Source organism: Aminobacter niigataensis (genome assembly GCF_014200015.1).
Lineage (GTDB): Bacteria > Pseudomonadota > Alphaproteobacteria > Rhizobiales > Rhizobiaceae > Aminobacter > Aminobacter niigataensis.
The window spans coordinates 1-16,460 of the sequence record NZ_JACHOT010000015.1 but is presented as its reverse complement, the minus strand read 5'-3'; the positions used below and the strand labels follow the sequence as shown (position 1 = coordinate 16,460).

The 16,460-nt window shown below is 61.7% G+C and carries 15 protein-coding genes and 1 pseudogene; 7 read left to right on the top strand and 9 right to left on the bottom strand.

Translation table 11 applies throughout. From position 1 onward, the window contains the following. From GGQ99_RS25710 to GGQ99_RS25695, 4 genes are all read right to left on the bottom strand, one after another. The coding region (locus tag GGQ99_RS25710; RefSeq protein ID WP_183264759.1) for an ATP-binding cassette domain-containing protein at nucleotides 1-662 on the bottom strand (662 nt) is incomplete at its 3' end. Further along, nucleotides 655-1,563 (bottom strand): ABC transporter permease, encoded by a 909-nt coding sequence (locus GGQ99_RS25705; RefSeq protein ID WP_183264758.1) that lies wholly within the window; start codon nucleotides 1,561-1,563, stop codon nucleotides 655-657. The genes GGQ99_RS25710 and GGQ99_RS25705, both read right to left, overlap by 8 nt. After that, entirely contained in the window at nucleotides 1,554-2,489 is a 936-nt protein-coding gene (locus GGQ99_RS25700) for an ABC transporter permease (RefSeq protein ID WP_183264757.1), read from the bottom strand. The genes GGQ99_RS25705 and GGQ99_RS25700 overlap by 10 nt, the downstream gene beginning before the upstream one ends. Nucleotides 2,490-2,501: 12 nt before the next feature. Next, complete coding sequence (locus tag GGQ99_RS25695; RefSeq protein WP_183264756.1) at nucleotides 2,502-4,079, bottom strand: nickel ABC transporter substrate-binding protein; 1,578 nt, start codon at nucleotides 4,077-4,079, stop codon at nucleotides 2,502-2,504. A 372-nt stretch (nucleotides 4,080-4,451) separates the two neighbouring features. Between GGQ99_RS25695 and GGQ99_RS25690 the strand changes: the two genes are divergently transcribed. From GGQ99_RS25690 to GGQ99_RS25665, 6 genes are all read left to right on the top strand, one after another. Continuing rightward, entirely contained in the window at nucleotides 4,452-5,234 is a 783-nt protein-coding gene (locus GGQ99_RS25690) for an aspartate/glutamate racemase family protein (protein WP_183264755.1), read from the top strand. A 4-nt stretch (nucleotides 5,235-5,238) separates the two neighbouring features. After that, nucleotides 5,239-5,868 carry a flavin reductase family protein gene (locus tag GGQ99_RS25685; protein WP_183264754.1) on the top strand — a complete coding sequence of 210 codons (630 nt, stop codon included), beginning with the start codon at nucleotides 5,239-5,241 and terminating at the stop codon, nucleotides 5,866-5,868. A gap of 268 nt (nucleotides 5,869-6,136) precedes the next feature. After that, a complete protein-coding gene (locus tag GGQ99_RS25680; protein ID WP_183264753.1) occupies nucleotides 6,137-6,520 on the top strand; it encodes a hypothetical protein in 384 nt (127 codons plus the stop codon). A 195-nt stretch (nucleotides 6,521-6,715) separates the two neighbouring features. Then, on the top strand, nucleotides 6,716-7,069 hold the full coding sequence (locus tag GGQ99_RS25675) for a TFIIB-type zinc ribbon-containing protein (protein WP_183264765.1): 354 nt from the start codon (nucleotides 6,716-6,718) through the stop codon (nucleotides 7,067-7,069). 61 nt (nucleotides 7,070-7,130) lie between these two features. Continuing rightward, nucleotides 7,131-8,048 carry a cation diffusion facilitator family transporter gene (locus tag GGQ99_RS25670; RefSeq protein ID WP_183264764.1) on the top strand — a complete coding sequence of 306 codons (918 nt, stop codon included), beginning with the start codon at nucleotides 7,131-7,133 and terminating at the stop codon, nucleotides 8,046-8,048. Between the two features lie 256 nt (nucleotides 8,049-8,304). After that, nucleotides 8,305-8,637, top strand: coding sequence for a hypothetical protein (locus tag GGQ99_RS25665; protein WP_183264763.1), 333 nt, complete (start codon nucleotides 8,305-8,307; stop codon nucleotides 8,635-8,637). Here the strand turns inward: GGQ99_RS25665 and GGQ99_RS26490 are convergent. The 5 genes from GGQ99_RS26490 to GGQ99_RS25640 all read right to left on the bottom strand — a co-directional run bounded on the left by GGQ99_RS26490 (nucleotide 8,575) and on the right by GGQ99_RS25640 (nucleotide 14,682). Further along, a complete protein-coding gene (locus GGQ99_RS26490) occupies nucleotides 8,575-8,967 on the bottom strand; it encodes a CopD family protein (protein ID WP_425486864.1) in 393 nt (130 codons plus the stop codon). The two genes, GGQ99_RS25665 and GGQ99_RS26490, sit on opposite strands and share 63 nt — an antisense overlap. A gap of 212 nt (nucleotides 8,968-9,179) precedes the next feature. After that, nucleotides 9,180-9,593, bottom strand: coding sequence for a MerR family transcriptional regulator (locus GGQ99_RS25655; protein WP_183264751.1), 414 nt, complete (start codon nucleotides 9,591-9,593; stop codon nucleotides 9,180-9,182). Nucleotides 9,594-10,308: 715 nt separating this feature from the next. Next, nucleotides 10,309-13,038, bottom strand: coding sequence for a heavy metal translocating P-type ATPase (locus tag GGQ99_RS25650; protein ID WP_183264762.1), 2,730 nt, complete (start codon nucleotides 13,036-13,038; stop codon nucleotides 10,309-10,311). Nucleotides 13,039-13,331: 293 nt separating this feature from the next. Further along, the gene (locus GGQ99_RS25645) at nucleotides 13,332-13,757 is read right to left on the bottom strand and encodes a ribbon-helix-helix domain-containing protein (RefSeq protein WP_183264761.1); all 426 of its coding nucleotides are present in this window, start codon (nucleotides 13,755-13,757) and stop codon (nucleotides 13,332-13,334) included. A 445-nt stretch (nucleotides 13,758-14,202) separates the two neighbouring features. After that, nucleotides 14,203-14,682: a DUF736 domain-containing protein gene (locus GGQ99_RS25640; protein WP_246389757.1), complete on the bottom strand. Its 480-nt coding sequence runs from the start codon at nucleotides 14,680-14,682 to the stop codon at nucleotides 14,203-14,205. 957 nt (nucleotides 14,683-15,639) lie between these two features. Here GGQ99_RS25640 and GGQ99_RS25635 point away from each other — a divergent pair. Continuing rightward, nucleotides 15,640-16,460: pseudogene (locus GGQ99_RS25635) on the top strand (hypothetical protein); the annotation flags it as partial.

Genomic DNA, 16,460 nt, shown 5'->3' with positions numbered 1-16,460 from the left:
ACCACGCCCATGTCGTGGGTGATCAACACCATGGCCATGTTGAGCCGGCGCTGCAGATCCTTGAGCAGGCGCAGGATCTGGGCCTGAACCGTCACGTCGAGCGCCGTCGTCGGCTCGTCGGCGATCAGCAGCTTGGGTTCGCCCGCCAGGGCCGTGGCAATGACGATGCGTTGCCTGAGGCCACCCGACAGTTCGTGAGGATACTGGCGGAGCCGGGCAGTAGGATCGGAGATGCCGACAAGCTTGACGAGTTCCAGCGCGCGCGCCTCTGCCGCGCGTGGCGTCATGTTGAGATGGAGCTCCGCCATCTCGGCAATCTGGCGGCCAATGCGGCGCACTGGATTGAGGGCGCTCATCGGGTCCTGGAAGACGAAGCCGATGCATCTGCCGCGGAGCTTGCGGATTTCCGGCTCAGGCAGTCCGATCAGTTCACGCCCATCAAAGCGTACCGACCCGGACATGCTCGTTGTCACGCCCGTAGGCATGAGACCGAGGGGGGCGAAATTCATCACGGTCTTGCCGCTGCCGCTTTCGCCGACGATGGCAAGGCATTCGCCCTGGCGGACGGCGTAGCTTACCCCGTCGACGGGACGCACGGCGGATTTGGCCGTCAATAGATCGACGGTCAGATTGCTGACGCTCAGAAGCGGTTCGTCATGCATCGGAATTCTCCTTGGCCCAGCCGGCGACTTCGATCCGCCGCATGGCGAGCATGCGCCGGGTCAGCGGCTTCGGGATGCGATTGAGCGCGATGGCTTCGCCGAGCGTGTTGAAGCCAATGACTGCAGCCGTCAGAGCGAGGCCGGGCAGGATGACCTGTCGCGGATCGGACTCAAGATAAGGCAATGCGTCGACAAGCATCTGCCCCCATTCCGGCGTCGGTGGCTGGATGCCCAGACCGAGGAAGCTGAGCGTCGCAACGGCCAAAGCGGCAGTGCCGGCATCTGCCGTCGCATAGACCATCACCGCGCCGATGGTGCCGGGCAGCAGATGGCCGAAGTAGATTCGCCAGGGGCTGGCACCAAGCACACGCAGGGCCTCAATATGCGGCTTGCTCATGATGCTGACTGCAACCGCGCGGCTGATGCGACCGCTCATTGGCCACCATGCAAGTGCAAGTGCCAGCACCATGGTCCAGTAGCCGGGGCCGACAATACCAATGACAGCCAGCGCAGTGATCAGGCTGGGGATGGACAAGCCAACGTCGACGACACGCATCAGCAGGTCGTCGACCCAGCCGCGGTGATAGCCGGCGATCGTGCCCATCAGGATGCCGATCGTCATCGCGATGATGAGGACCGAACCAACGCTGACCAGCGAGGTGTTCGCTGCGATGATCAGTCGACTGAGGGTATCGCGCCCGAGATGGTCGGTACCCAGCCAGTGGGCGACACTTGGTCCGAGGCTACCTTGAAGCAGGTTCTGCGCGCTGGGATCCTGAGGGGCGAGCCAGGGGGCAAAGGTCCCCAGGGCAACGAACAGGCCGATGACGACCAGGGCCACGCGGGGGAACTTGTTCAGCCGGGCGAAAAGTGGCTTGAGTTTGTTCATGATCAGCTCCATTGGCGCCGGATGCGGGGATCGGTCATCAGGACCGCAAGATCGACGATCAGGTTCACCACGATGAAGAAGGTGAGGAAGATCAGCAGGCACGCCTGCACGACCATGAAGTCGCGGAAGCGCACGCCTGCGAGGAAGTAGTCACCAACACCCTGCCAGGCGAAGAGCGGCTCGACGATGATCCCGGTTGCCGTCATCAATCCCACCTGGGTGCCAAGCGCATTGATGAAGACAGGCGTGATGTTTGGCAGCGCTTCGCGGAACAGGATGGCTGTGCGCCCCAGTCCCTTGCTCTTGGCCGTCAGCACGTAGGGGCTGGTCATGGCCTCCTCCAGTCCGACACGCACGACACGGCTGAGCACTGCTGCCGGCAGGACCGCAACCGTGAGCCAGGGCAGCACCCAGCTCGCGGGACCGTTGAAACCGAAGGACGGGAACAATTGGAAGGTGACGGAGAAGCCGTAGATCATCAGCGCCCCGACAAAGAAAGTCGGTGTCGAGGCGCCGATGAGAGCCAGACCGCGCGAAACGCGGTCTGGCAGTTTGTAGGGCCAGAAGGCACCCAGGAACCCGAGAAGCAGGCTGAGCAGAGTCGCAATCACGGCGCTGCCTGCGATAAGTGTCCCGGTGACCATCATACGATGCGGCAGGTCCGCACTGACCGCCTGGCCCGTCCTGTAGGAGATGCCGAAATCTCCTGTAACGGCATCACCAAGCCAATCCACGTAGCGCATCAGCAGTGGCTTGTTCAGTCCTATCTCTTCTTCTACCTGAGCGACGTAACCTGGGACGGCAACCGCGCCGCGCAGTTCGGCAATCAGGACGGCAACGTTGCCCGGGGCTGAGACGACGAGTGTGAAGCAGACCACGGAAGCCAGAAACAACAGGACCAGGGAATGCTTCAGCCGCTTGCTGATGAAGTGGATCATGGCAGCCTCCCGTTACTCAGCCAGCACGATGTTTTCGTACGGCATGTCGTATTCGGTGACCGGGCCGGTGAAGCCCTGGACACGCTTGGAGTGCGCCCAGATGCTGGGAACGTAGACCAGCGGCGCGATCGCGTCGTTGTCATACAGCCAGTCATAGACCTTCTGGATCGTCGGCTCGATTTGGTCCCCGGTCGCCGCCGTCGCCGCATTGATCAGCGGGTCCAGATTGGCAGCGTCGGTGACCAGCTTGCCTTCGACGTCGTTCTTGAAGGTCGACAGGCAGAGCGCCACAACGGATCCGAAAGGATCGTATGGAGCGCCATAGGTGAGGAAGAAGCCGAGATCGTACTTCTTCTCGAGCATGTCGGTGTGCTTGGAGGCATGGTCGACGGAACGGACGACTAGGTCGACACCGATCTCCTTCATCTCGGACTGGATCACCTCGGCGATCACGCGAGAGCCGGGAACGGCATCGGGGCTGACGACCATCTCAAGCGTCAGCGGCTTGCCATCCTTGGAACGGACGGGACTGCCCGTCCAGCCCGCCTTTTCCAGCAGCGCCGAAGCAGCAGCCACGTCGCGGACAGGAGCGTCGTTCTGCTTGCCGGCATATGGCAGCGCCGACGAAAACAGGTTTCCAGCCGGCTTCGCATAGCCGTGGTAGAGAGCCTGGGAAATGGCCGCGCGATCAATGCCGATGCTGATCGCTTTGCGGACCTGCTGGTCCTTCAGCGCATCCGCACGGTCGGGGTTGAAGGCCATCACCAGTGAGACGTTGCCCGGGTCGATGGCGACGTTGAAGCCTGCCGCTTCAAGCTGCTTGCCCTCCTCCGGGGTCAAAGGCGCGATCCAGAAACCGCCGATCAGGTCGATTTCGCCCGCACGAAGTGCTGCGACGCGCGAACGAGGATCCGGAATGACCTTGGCCTCGAGACGTTCGTAGCTCGGCTTGTCACCCCAGTATCCGTCGTAGCGTTCAAAGACGCTCTGTGTGTCGTCGGCACTGGTCTGGCGCCACGGTCCGGTGCCGACAGGCTCGCCGAACTTGCCGTCGGCGCCGACGGACTTGGGGCTCAGGAAGCGCGGCGGCCGGGTGTAGGTGAGCTCCTGCATCAAGGCGAGGACTGGCTCCTTGAAGCGAAGGGTAATGTGGTAGTCGTCTACGACTTCCAAGGATTCGAAATATTTCGAGCAGTTCATCCAGCTGAACTGCTCTTTGCCCATCCAGCGCTCGAGATTCCACTTGCATGACGCAGCATCGAACACGGTGCCGTCCTGGAATGTCACGCCCTGGCGAAGCGTGAGATGAAGGGTCTTGCCGCCGTCCTCGATCTTCCAGTCGGTCGCCAGGCAAGGCTCGATCTGGCCACCCTTGCCGTACTTCACCAACGGCTCGAACATCAGGTCCTGGATCGCCCAGATGGCAAAGTGGCTCTGTGGATCGAGATTGCCGGCTGGCTTGGCAATCGCGACACGGAGCGTGCCGGCCGCACCCTCGGCATACGCGATCCTGGCGAAGGCAGCCTCGGCCATGACCAGTCCTACTGCCGCAGACGATACCTGCAAAAATGAACGCCTATTCAATGACATTAGGTAGCTCCTCTCTTCGATGATCGTTCCCTGGCGCCTTGAAACTTCCGCTGCGGAAATTTAGCGCTCACTTGTATAGACATATCATTCTAGGCATGTATACAATCTTTCGTCAATATCGTATTTTTCGAAAGGAAATTGCGCGGGCGATCCGATCACAATTTCAGAAGGGCGACTCGTTACTGGGCGCGTCGAATTGAGTGTGGAGGGCCTGACGCCCTCCAGGCTGACGGCGAAACTTGGACTAAAGGCCGCTGAAGACGCTCTGCTGGGGCGGGCGGACGGTAGCCATGCAAGTGCATTCGAAGACTATCGCGCTCCGCTATGAATCCAAGTATGGCAAATAATTGTATACTCTAATGGAGAAAATGAATGCGAATTAAGCTCATAAACCCCAATACCACTGCTTCGATGACGGCGCTTATGGGCGAAGCCGCGCGTGCGGTCGCAGCACCCGGCACTGAAGTTGTTCTCGCGACATCTCGCTCCGGCGCGGCATCGATCGAAGGGCATTACGACGAAGCCTTGAGCGTCCTTGGCACCATCGATGAGATACTCAATGGCGATGCTGCCGACGCCTATGTGATCGGCTGCTTCGGCGACCCGGGGCTGCTCGCGGCCAGGGAGATCACTGCAGCTCCGGTCATTGGCATTGCAGAAGCGGCCATGCATGCGGCGGCATTTGTCGCCACCAGCTTCTCCATCGTCACGACACTCGAACGCACCCGCATCATCTCCGAACATCTGGTACGCAACTACGGCATGCAGGATCATTGTCGGCGCGTCCGGGCCACCGACGTACCCGTGCTGGAGCTTGAAAAGCCAGGTTCCAGCGCTCGCGCAATCATCCTGGGCGAGTGCGAGGAAGCGCTGCGTGATGATCGCTCGGAAGCAATCATTCTCGGCTGTGCTGGCATGGCGGACCTGGCAAAGTATCTGGAGGAACGGCTCGGCGTTCCGGTGATCGACGGCGTGGCCGCAGCCGTAAAATTTGCCGAAGCCATCGTCGGAATGGGCTTGCGCACGTCCAAGGCTGGCGACCTGGCATACCCATTGCCGAAACCTTATGTCGGCAAGCTCTCCAGCTATGCTCCCACCAAGTTGTTTCCGACCACTAAGCGTCAATCAGCCGAACGCTTCGCGATTTCAGGGTAAGACCATGGATTTCGATTTCGCCGAACTGCCTGAAATGGACCGCTACCGGTTGCTGACCAACTTCGTCGGGCCGCGTCCGATCGCGCTCGTCACCACCATCGACGAGCACGGCTGCAACAACGCCGCGCCGATGAGCTTCTTCAACGTCTTTTCGCACGAGCCGCCGCTGCTCATCTTGGGCATGCAGACGCGGCCCGACGGCACCGCCAAGGACACCGTCGCCAACATCAGGCGCTCGGGCGAGTTCGTCGTCCACATGGTCAACATGGCGATCGCCAAGGAGATGATCGTCACCGGCATCAACTTCCCCAGCGACGTCGACGAGATCGAGTTCGCTGGCTTCACCAGCACGCCGTCGATCAAGGTCGCGGCACCCCGCATCGAGGAATCACCTTGTGCCATGGAGTGCAAGGTGTCGCAGATCCTCGACTACGGTCGCCGCACCATCGTCATCGGCGAGGTCGTGCAGATGTATGTCCGCGACGAATGCCTCGACGAGCGTGGCCGCTACGTCCGGCCCGAGGTCTATCAACCGATCGCGCGGCTGCATGCCGACAACTACATCGCCGCCGACAACCAGTTCGTACTGAAGCGCCCGGCAGAGCTTCTCCATCACGAGAGAGCCGCCGACTAGGCGCGGGGAGCGTATGTCGCCGAGGTGGAAGAGGAAGTGGTTCGCCGGGTCGGCGAAGCTGCGAACTACGAGTTCGCGATTTCCCTACTCCCAACTACTCCAAAACCGCCAAAGATGCGCAAGCGCGATCGGGATGCGCGGAAGCGCTTCGCCTCGCTGGCGGTCCGAAACCGTCGTTAAGGGACCGAGCCTACGCGAGACGGGTATCTGGAATCCCTAGAGAAAATTCCCGAGCCGCACGAATTGACGGCAAGCCTTGGCCTTCCTCATGGCGATAACACCCATCGCCATGGTTCGGTTCGAGGAGCAGCAACATGCCTGCTCCGGCGACCCCAGAAGTCGCTCTTCTTCCAGCCAGAACGGTCAAATCAGACAAAGCCGCCAGCCTCGGCTGTTCACACTTCTGAAGTTCTCGCCTTGCGAAGGCTTCCTGCCCGCCGATCTGTCCGGGATCACCTACGGCTGGATAGGCTTTGTCGTACTGAGCGCGGTCCTCGCTGTTGCTACGATTGCTGGGATGGTCGGTTTCACCTGGTTGACGATGGCGCGAATGGAACCCATGCATCTTGGATTCCTGGAGCGCTCCGAAAGCGTCATTTTCGCCGCCCTGATCCTGTTCCTCGGCGTCGGCATCATCTTCTTCGGTTTCTAGAGAGTTGGAGCCATTCTTGCGCGGGTACGGATGGCAAAGCGAGGCCCCGCAGGAGAGCGCATGACGCCAGTGTTTCCGGGTAGCCAGGCAAGAAACTTCGCCCTCGCCCTTGAATCTCTAGTAGCTAGAGACCCTATATCTGAAACGGGCTCGCGAACGTTCTGGTTTGCGACGCATCAACAACAGGAGATGAAGATGGTGGATGTCGCAAACACGAGTTCCGAAGGCAAAGGTCATGGCCTCCTTTGCCCTGCCTGCAGGGTCGATCTGGTCATGAGCGAGCGACAGGGCATAGAGATCGACTATTGCCCCAAATGCAGGGGCGTTTGGCTGGATCGCGGCGAGCTCGATAAGATCATCGAGCGCAGCGCGAGCGAAGAGGTGCGGGGTGCGCAGGCGCAACCCTCTACGCCGCCGCCTGCGTCGCAAGGGCAGCCCTATCCGTCCCAGGGCTACTACGAGAGCGGTCATGGTTCAGGGCACGGCGGACATGGAAGTGGCCACGGTCGCGGTCGCAGGCGGTCTTTCCTTGGAGACCTATTTGATTGACGAATTTGCGGGCCGGTCGCCGCCGGCATCTCGCTCGTCGAATGACACCAAGAGGTTGATAATGGGCGCAGGACATTCACACGCGGCGGCAGCTCCGTCCGGGACCGCCGCGGGGCGACACAAGAGCAGACTCGCAGGAGCCCTCGCTCTCACCACGACCTTCATGGTGGTCGAGGTCATCGGCGGTCTGTGGACGGGCAGCCTGGCGCTTCTCGCTGATGCGGCGCATATGCTGACCGACGCAGGCGGTCTTGCCCTGGCGCTGATCGCCGTCCGTTTCGCGGAACGTCCCGCGACTCCGCAGAAGACCTACGGCTATGTTCGCATGGAGGTGCTGTCGGCGCTGACGAATGCCGTCGTTCTGCTGCTGCTGACGATCTACATCTTCTACGAGGCGTACAAGCGCTTCCTGAACCCGCCAGAAATTCTGGGCGGCCCGATGCTTGCGGTGGCGGTGGTCGGCCTCGCGGTCAACCTGATCAGCATGAAGCTCCTGTCGGCGGGATCGTCGGAAAGCCTCAACGTGAAGGGCGCCTATTTCGAGGTTCTGAGCGACATGCTGGGCTCCCTCGGCGTCATCGTCGCCGCGGGCGTCGTCATGCTCACCGGCTGGACGCTGGCCGATCCCATCATCGGCGCCGGCATCGGATTGTTCATCGTTCCGCGCACCTGGATATTACTGAAGCAGGCGATCCACATCCTCATGGAGGGCACACCGCCCGAGGTCGATTTAGCGCTGCTGGAGCGAAAACTGCTGGACATTCCGGGCGTGACGGCGGTGCACGATCTGCACGTCTGGACGATCACATCGGGCATCGACGCCATGAGCTGCCACCTGGTCGTGGCCGACATGGGGCAGGCGCGGGCAACACTTGTCAGCGCCCAGGAGGCGATGAAGGCTGGCTTCGGCCTGACCCACGCGACGATCCAAATCGAGGATCAGAACCTGCGTGAGGCCGAGGGCGAGTTGCGCCTGTAGCGGCGGCCGGGCAAGGCGACGGCAAGCAGCCGGCGAACGCGACGGCGATGGTTGGCGCGGTCGGACATGCTTGAAAACGGGCTGGTTTCCTTGGAAGCCTGCCGCCCCCAAAACAACGGAGACCGAAATGGGAAAACATGGCCACCGTGACCGCGGGTATCGCGACAGTTACGGCCACAGAGACGATCGCGACCCAAGGATGATGGGCGGGCCTGGCGATTACGATGCGCCTCCGGGCCTGCCGCGGAAACTGCCGATGGCCGTCGTCCTTGTCGGCCTCGTCCTGTGGTCGCTGCTCGCCTGGGTCGGTTATGTCCTGGTCGATCCGATCCTCGGCTGGGTTGCGGCCAGTGCCGGCCTCCTGGTTGACGGCGGGAGGGATATTGCAACCGCGACCGGCGGCAAGGAGGTCGGTACCATTCTCGACAATCTCAACGTCAGCGGCCTTTTGGGACAGGTCATCGCCTTGCTGCGCGTGGTGTTGAAGCCGGCAATTGTCGTCGTCTGGGCGATCGGCGCGCTTGTCCTAATCACGGCGCCCCTGATTCTGCGGAAAATAGGCCGGCTGCTCGCCGCGCGCCGGCACTGATCGCACCGGTCCTTCGGTCAGGCACACCCCGGCTTGCCTGGCGCTCTCGGCAATTTCAGTGCCGATCGTATGGTCATGCGTCGCGCCATGGATCGCCGGCGGCAGCGTAGCGAAAACGCTGACGGCGGCGAGCGCGAGTAGACCCAAGACTTGCTCCATAAGCATTTTCCGCCTCAGAGCCATGAGTTGTTGGTTCGGGGATCCCGCGACCGCCCGATGCGCCAGGGCTCGTGGCAGGAGGTATAGGCGGTTGACGACCGCAAGACCGACCATGAGCAGGAACATTGCCACCTTGAACACCAGCAGCTGGCCATAAAGGGTTCCGACCAGGGCGAGAAATCGGCGATGCGGCCATGAGATTCATGCCGGTTCAATGATGGGGTTGGACGGATTGAGACGAAAACCAAATTAGAATAAAGGCTAAAGCTTAGTCGTGTTGCTCAGCCGACGGCGGCTTGCGTAGGGAACGATCAGACAGCCTTTGCACAGATCGACAGACAGGGCTCCGGGATGAAACACTGCGGATCCAGCCGCCGGTCGCTTCAGTGATCGGTCGCGCAGAGTGCGTGGTTGGACAGCGCCCGGATCACGTGGCAATCGCCGACCGTTTCGCCGGTGCAGCAGAGCGCGATGCGTTCGAGTTCCTTCTCCAGCCGTTTCAGCTGCGCGATGCGATCCCTGACCGAGGCCAGTTGCTCCTTCGCGATCCTGTCAGCGTCGGCACACGGCTTTTCCGCGTGACCGCTCAGATCGATGAGCTCGCGGATGGATTCGATGGTGAGGCCGAGGTCCCGGGCATGCCGGATGAAGGCCAGTCGCTCCAGCTCCCGTTTTCCGAAACGGCGCTGGTTGCCCTCCGACCGCTCGGCCGCTTCGAGCAGGCCCATCTGTTCGTAGTAGCGGATTGTCGGAACCTTGACCCCGGTCCGCCGCGATAAATCGCCGATCGAAAACATAGAATTCACCTTAGACTTCCAGCCACTAGAGATATTGTGCTGTCCAGACGCGATGACAAGAGCCAATGCGCCGGTGCGGTCCCCTGGAACCACCGATGCCGCGATCCTGCGGGCAATTCCGGCGGAGGCCGTTGGCAGACTTTTCGCCCAGTGACCAGACCGCCATGCTCGCAGCTGCCGGTTCGCCTACGACGGGGAGGTCCGAAGGCCAACTATGCGGTGTTCGCGGTATCGCGCGATCGATCGTCAGCTTTTGCCGATATTGTTTCCTCCTAGCAGCAGCCAACAGATTGGCCAATCCCAGGCGACGCCGGGCGGCGCATCGACCGCAGAGTCTCGGTAACGGTAGTGTTTTGTCACGTGGCCCCCGGAACTTCAGAAAGTCCGACTCGGTGGCGTAGCAGGTGAGATGCGTGCTCAAAGCTTTCTGTTCGGCAACGGTGCTTTTCCAGCGCGGCTCTCTCCTTGCGGGCTGATACTCGTGCCCCACGAAAATGCGTGGTCTCGTCGAGCGAGAAGATTTTTTGAATCGACCTCCAAAGCTGGCCCGCGTCTCTGCCCGTGAAGTCCGCGCGCGGTGCCGCCGTCGGGCATGAAAAGCGTTGCGTCCGCATAGACGCCGGGCGATCCTGGCAGGCTTTCGAAACTTGACGTTTTGGGCGCGCCGGTCGGGGCGCCCAAAAGGTTTGCATTCAGGGGCGGCGCCGCTTCGCGCTCATTTCAATCCTCGCCAGCCAAGAAGCCGCATGGCATTTGCGGTGACGATGACGGTGGCGCCGGTATCGGCCAGGATGGCCGGCCAGAGGCCTGTTATGCCAATAATCGTAGTGACAAGGAACACCGCCTTGAGGCCGAGCGAGATTGTGATGTTCTGCATGATGTTGGCCATCGTGGCGCGTGACAGCGCTACCATGTTGGCGACGTCCTTGACCCGGCCATGCAAGACCGCCGCATCGGCGGTCTCGAGCGCGACATCGGTGCCGCCGCCCATGGCGATGCCGACATCGGCGGCGGCAAGCGCCGGCGCATCGTTGATGCCGTCGCCGACCTTGCCGACGATCTCGCCCGACTTCTGCAGTTCGCCGACGATGCGCTGCTTGTCTTCCGGCAGAAGTTCAGCGCGCGGCTCGAGGCCGCCGAGGCCGGCGGCGATCGCGGCCGCAGTCCGCTGGTTGTCGCCGGTCAGCATCACGGCGGTGATGCCGAGCTTCTTCAGGGCCGCGATGCCTTCCCTGGCGTCGTCGCGAGGTTCGTCGCGCATGGCGATGAACCCGGCGACCTGGTTTCCGGCCAGAAGGACGGAAACCGTCTTGCCCTGGTCGTTCAGTCCGACGATCCGGTCGCGCAGTTCCGCGGTGAGCGGCGCGCGCTTTTCGACGGCCTGCGGCGATCCGAGAAATATCTCGACGCCGCCCACGGTGCCGACGACGCCTTCGCCGCCAATCGCCCTGGCATTGGTGGCCGAGGTCGGCTCGATGCCACGCGTCCTGGCCTCCGCCAGGATGGCCATGGCCAGCGGGTGGCTGGAGCCGAGTTCCAGATCGGCCGCCAGGGTCAGCGTTTCGTCCGCCGTCTTGGCCACGGCGATGATGTCGGTCACCTTCGGCTTGCCCTCGGTCAAAGTGCCGGTCTTGTCGAACGCTACCTTGGTGATCTTGCCCAGCGTTTCGAGAACGGCGCCGCCCTTCATGAGCAGCCCCCTGCGGGCGCCCGCCGAAAGGCTGGCGGCGATGGCGGCAGGCGTCGAGATGACGAGCGCGCACGGGCAGCCGATCAGCAGGATCGCCAAGCCCTTGTAGATCCATTCCGACCAGATGCCGCCGAACGCCAGCGGCGGGATGATCGCAATCAGAGCCGCGACGACCATGACGGCAGGAGTATAGTAGGTGGAGAAGCGATCGATGAACCGTTCGGTCGGCGCCTTCGATTCCTGCGCCTGCTCGACCAGTTGGATAATGCGGGAGATGGTGTTGTCGGCGGCCGCCGCCGTGACCTTGACACGGATTGGCGCATCCTGGTTTATCGTGCCGGCGAAGACTTGGTCCTCGGGCTTCTTCGGCTTCGGCACCGACTCGCCGGTCATGGGCGATTCGTCGATCGAGCTCTGGCCCGAAAGGATAATGCCGTCGGCCGGAACGCGGTCGCCCGGGCGGATCAGGATGGTCGATCCGACAGCCAGGCTGTCGGCAGGAACTTCCGACGTCCTGCCGCCAACCTCCAGCAGCGCCGTTTTCGGCACTAGGTTGGCGAGCGCCTTGATGCTGGCGCGGGCGCGCCCGGCAGCGACGCCCTCGAGCAATTCGCCGACAAGGAACAGGAATACCACCGCTGCCGCCTCTTCGGCGGCGTTGATGAATACCGCGCCGACGGCGGCGACGGTCATCAACGTTTCTATGGTGAACGGCGAGCCGTTGAGCCCTGCCATGACCGCACGCCTGGCGATCGGGATGAGCCCGACCGCCATGGCGGCGATGAACACCCACGATTCAATTCGCGGGAACGCCTTGCCGAGCAAGAAGGCCGCGACCAGCGCTAGGCCGCACATGATTGTCAGCCTCGCCTTCTGGGTCTTCCACCACGGCCCTTCCTCGTTTCCGTGATCGTGGCCGTGAAGGCCGGCGGCCGCACTGTCATGGCGCTCCGAACCCTTCGCGCCATGATCGTGTCCAAAGTGGTCGTGCCCGGAATGATCATGACCGGGATGGTCGCCGGAGTGATCATGGCCGGAGTGATCGTGATTGTGAGCCGAGTTGGTGCATCTTGCGCCGTCGCTCTCGACCACAGCACCCGCCGCTTTGCCGGTGGCGGCTTTCGCCTGCACGAGCGCAAGCGGGGCGACCTTGTAGCCGAGGCCCTCCACCCGCTTGGCGAGTTTTGTCATGTCCGCCTTGGGAGAATGGTCGATCGTCATCGTGCCCGCGGTGACCGAGACATTGACGTCCTGGACGCCGTCGATTCGCCTTGCGGCGGTGTCGATCTTCTTGGCGCAGCTGGCGCAATCCATGCCAGTCACCCTGTAGCGGCTTTGCAGGGTGGTGATCGCGGCCAGGCCATTTACACCGGCCACATTCGCCTTTTGAGCCTCGTCCTTGCCGCGCGAATGAGCCGCGTGGTCGTGGCCGGCGTGATTGTGGGCCGTGTGGTCATGATTGTGATCCGGATTGGTGCAGCCTGCCGCTTCTTCCTTGGCCGGCACAGCCGCAACCGTCTTCGGCTGCACCAGGGCAAGCGGAGCGACCTTGTAGCCGAGGCTCTCCACCCGCTTGGCGAGCTTCCCCAAGTCCGCCTTGGACGAATGGTCGATCGTCATCGTGCCGGCCGTCACCGAAACCGAGACGTCCGCGACGCCTTCAATCCGCCGCGCCACAGTGTCGATCTTCTTGGCGCAGCCGGCGCAGTCCATGCCCGTCACCCTGTAGCGGCTCTTCAGCACAGCTTCATCCATCATTTTCGCCTTCCGCCAGCGCAGACCAAAATCGCCTGCAGATATCTCGTGAACGATTACTCGTGAATGATCACCCTAATCCCTCTAGTAGCTAGAGAGACAAGCCACTTTTTTCTGAAAATGCCGTTTTCGCCACTTGGTCATCATTGTGACCGTCATCGAGCGATGTGCGACCGCCGCCACAGGTTTGCCGCGGTCGCCGTGCCCACTACCAGCATCGCTTGTCGCACTGTGGCATACAAAGACAGGCGTTCGGCGGAATCTCCGAATACTTGAAATGCCGCAATCGTTGATTATTGCGCGTCGCGCGCGGGGTCGATGTCCTCGGAAATCTCCTGGCGCAGCTTCGGCCCCTTGGCGAGACGTCGGCCGAGCGCGGCGACGAAAATGTCGTAGCGCTCGCCTGCCTGCGCCCGCGCGGCGGCTTGCGCCGGCTCAGCCAGCGGTGGATTGGTGGTCAGCCAGAAGCGCACGAACACGGCGAGCATTTCGACCGAGATGCCGACGTCGCACTCCATCCTGGTCATGCGCTGGGCGAGGCGCTTCGTCGTCGCGGCCTCCTGCCCTTCGGCCGCGTCCGGCGACAGGAAGGAGACGATGGCGGCTTCGGCAATCAGCGAGCGCGACTGATCGCGGCGTGCAGCGTGGGCGGTGAGCGTCTTCACCTCCTCGGGATCGAGGTAGACCGACAGGCGCTGTTTCTTCGACGGATTGGCCATGGGCGTCTCACAGTTCCATGCCATCGTTAGGGTCGAGGGAGACCTGGCGGGCGAACCCTGCATCACCTGGTTGGCGCGGCTGATCCGGGCGGTATCCTCGTCGCTGTTGTCGTCGAGCCCGACCTCGAACTCATTGTCGGTCAGCGCCTTCTTCTCGACGGGTGCGGCTCGGTTCATCTCGGGCTGGTGGCGACGCTCCGATCCGGTCGGGTCTTCGTCGCCAGCCTCGGCGGCAACGGCTCCAGTCGTCGACGCCTGAGCGCTCGAATCCAGGTGACCGAAATGCCGAGGCGTTGCGAGGCTTCCGCGACGAAGGCCGCGAATGGTGCGTTGGCTCCGGGGATGGCTGGCGGCAACGCCTGCGCATGTTCCGGCGACGCGGGAGCGGCCGCCAGCGACAGGCGGGCAAGGAGAAGGAGGAGCAGCCGGCGCCCGGCGCGAGGTTTCATCGCGCCGCGCCGGTATCCCTGCGATCGATGCGGGGCGCGCACTGATCAGTCCTCCTTGCGCGGCTTGGCGGGCCGCGATCAGTGCAGTCCCCAAGCAGCATGTCGTCGCCCGAACGGAAGAGATTGGCGCGCAGCGGGCGTGGACAGAACGGGCTGTCGGGCTGCACCGAGACGTAGTCGCCGGCACACTCGCCGACATGCTTCCAGCCGGCACCGATCTCGACGCCTTCGTCGCCGCCGAGCAGGACGCGGAAGCCCAGCGGGTAGAGGTCGAAGCCGACGAAATTCGGATCAGGGGGTCGAGACCAAGGCTCCTCCAGACTGGAGGAAACTGCGGAGTGGAAACGGCGACGCACCGCGTTCGCAGTTTCAATCTGAAATGGCTCGCCAAATGCGTTCGGGAAGCTCAGCCCGATCGAGTTCGACCAACATGCAATGTCGGTTTGCGCTGGCGCGCCCTCCGCAACCTCGGCCAATCTTCCGCGAGATAGCCGTCGCAGTAACCCCACGCGAAACCGCGATCGTTCGATTGAAGGTTTCTTGCCCTATCCTGTTGATCCTATTGGCGACGAGTAAGAGGGCGCGGTTGTCGGCAATCGCGACCAGCTGACATTGAATACCCACGACAACGCCCGATAGTTGGTGCAATGCTCGATATTTTCTGACCGGCCACGATGAGGGCATCGATCCTACCTGGAATTCGCGCCGTTACCTGAAGTGCGAATGCTCTTGCCAAGTCATGAACGTACAAGGCTGTCTACCGCTGTTTTGTATCCCCATCAGGTGCGCCTTGGCAGTGTACCGGGTTCGGTATGTGCAAGATGAGCTAGCTAATGCCCCGGCATAGTCCTTCCGGACAGTTGACACAATCGGGCGAGCTAGCCCTTCGGCTACTTCGCTGGGACGCACGAACGTTATCGTCGCAAATTTCCTACCTGTCCAAGCAGCCGTAGCCCGGCTGTTCTTCTGCAAATGACTCGCAATTGTAATCAATTGACAAGAGGTCAATATCTCTGACCGATCATCGCTGCAATAGCTAGATCAGCGTCGCAACTTCTTGGCGGACTGACCCAAACAGCCTAGCGCGAACTGTCAGCTTACAATTTCACGGTCTCGGCCACAGACTTTGTTGGTTCCGCCAGTATGGGCGTGGCGTAGCCGGGGCTTCAAAATTGAACATCCAATGCCCGTTTAAAAACGGCATTCCGTTCACGGCATTGTGAAGACTCCGAGCACCGCCCCACACACAACAAGGGAGGTATCGGCCAGTCAACAACGATGTGGGATCAATGGCCATCAGTCCCCTCGGCCTGACGATCCGGACAATTCCAGCTGAAACAGTGGAAAATAGACAACAGTCCGCGTGACCCCCCAAGACCGTGTGAAAGATGAGAACGGTCCTGCGATCGCGGTCCTAACCTAAGGACAAGACGATGTCTGATCGTAACAGCAACAATCTCAATGCGTTTGGCCTGCAGTTCGTCGGCAACGAAATCGAGCTGGGCGGCGACAGCGAGAACGAAAACAAGAACGAAAACGAGAATAAGAACGAAAACGAATCCGAGAATAAGAACGAATCCGAGAACGAGAACACCAACGAGTCCGAAAATAAGAACGAGTCGGAAAACAAGAACGAGAACGAATCCAAGAACGAGAACGAGAACAATTCCGAGAACGAAAACGAGAATAAGAACGAATCCAAGAACGAGAACACCAACGAGAACAAGACCGAGACCAAGGTTGATGTCGACGTCGATGTCAATGTCGACCTCGAAGGTCGTCTCGGCGACTACAAGGAAGACAACGATTTCGCCGACATCGACACCGGTGGTGGCGACATCAAGGGCGACGTGCTGTTCAGCAAGGAAGGCGACGTTACCTATGATCCAGGCGACGACATCAACTTCAAGGACATCTTGAACGGCTCGATGGGCGCCAACAGCAACGCCTTCCTCATCAATCAAACCGCCGACATGGTCGACAACGACAAGCTTGAAGAAGCCACCGTCAAGAACGACGGCGACTTCAAGCAGGAGTTCGACAACAAGGGCGGCAAGGCTGACGCCGGCGACGGCATCAATGCTGGCGGCGGAGGCGGCGACGGTGGCGAAGCCAAGGGTGGCGAAGCCGACGGCGGCGACGGCGGCAACGCCAAGGGTGGCGAAGCCGACGGCGGCAAGGGCGAAGGCGGCCTGGCGCTGAGCGCAGCTTTGGGTGGCGACTCCAAGGGCGACACCAAGGCCGAAGGCGGCGA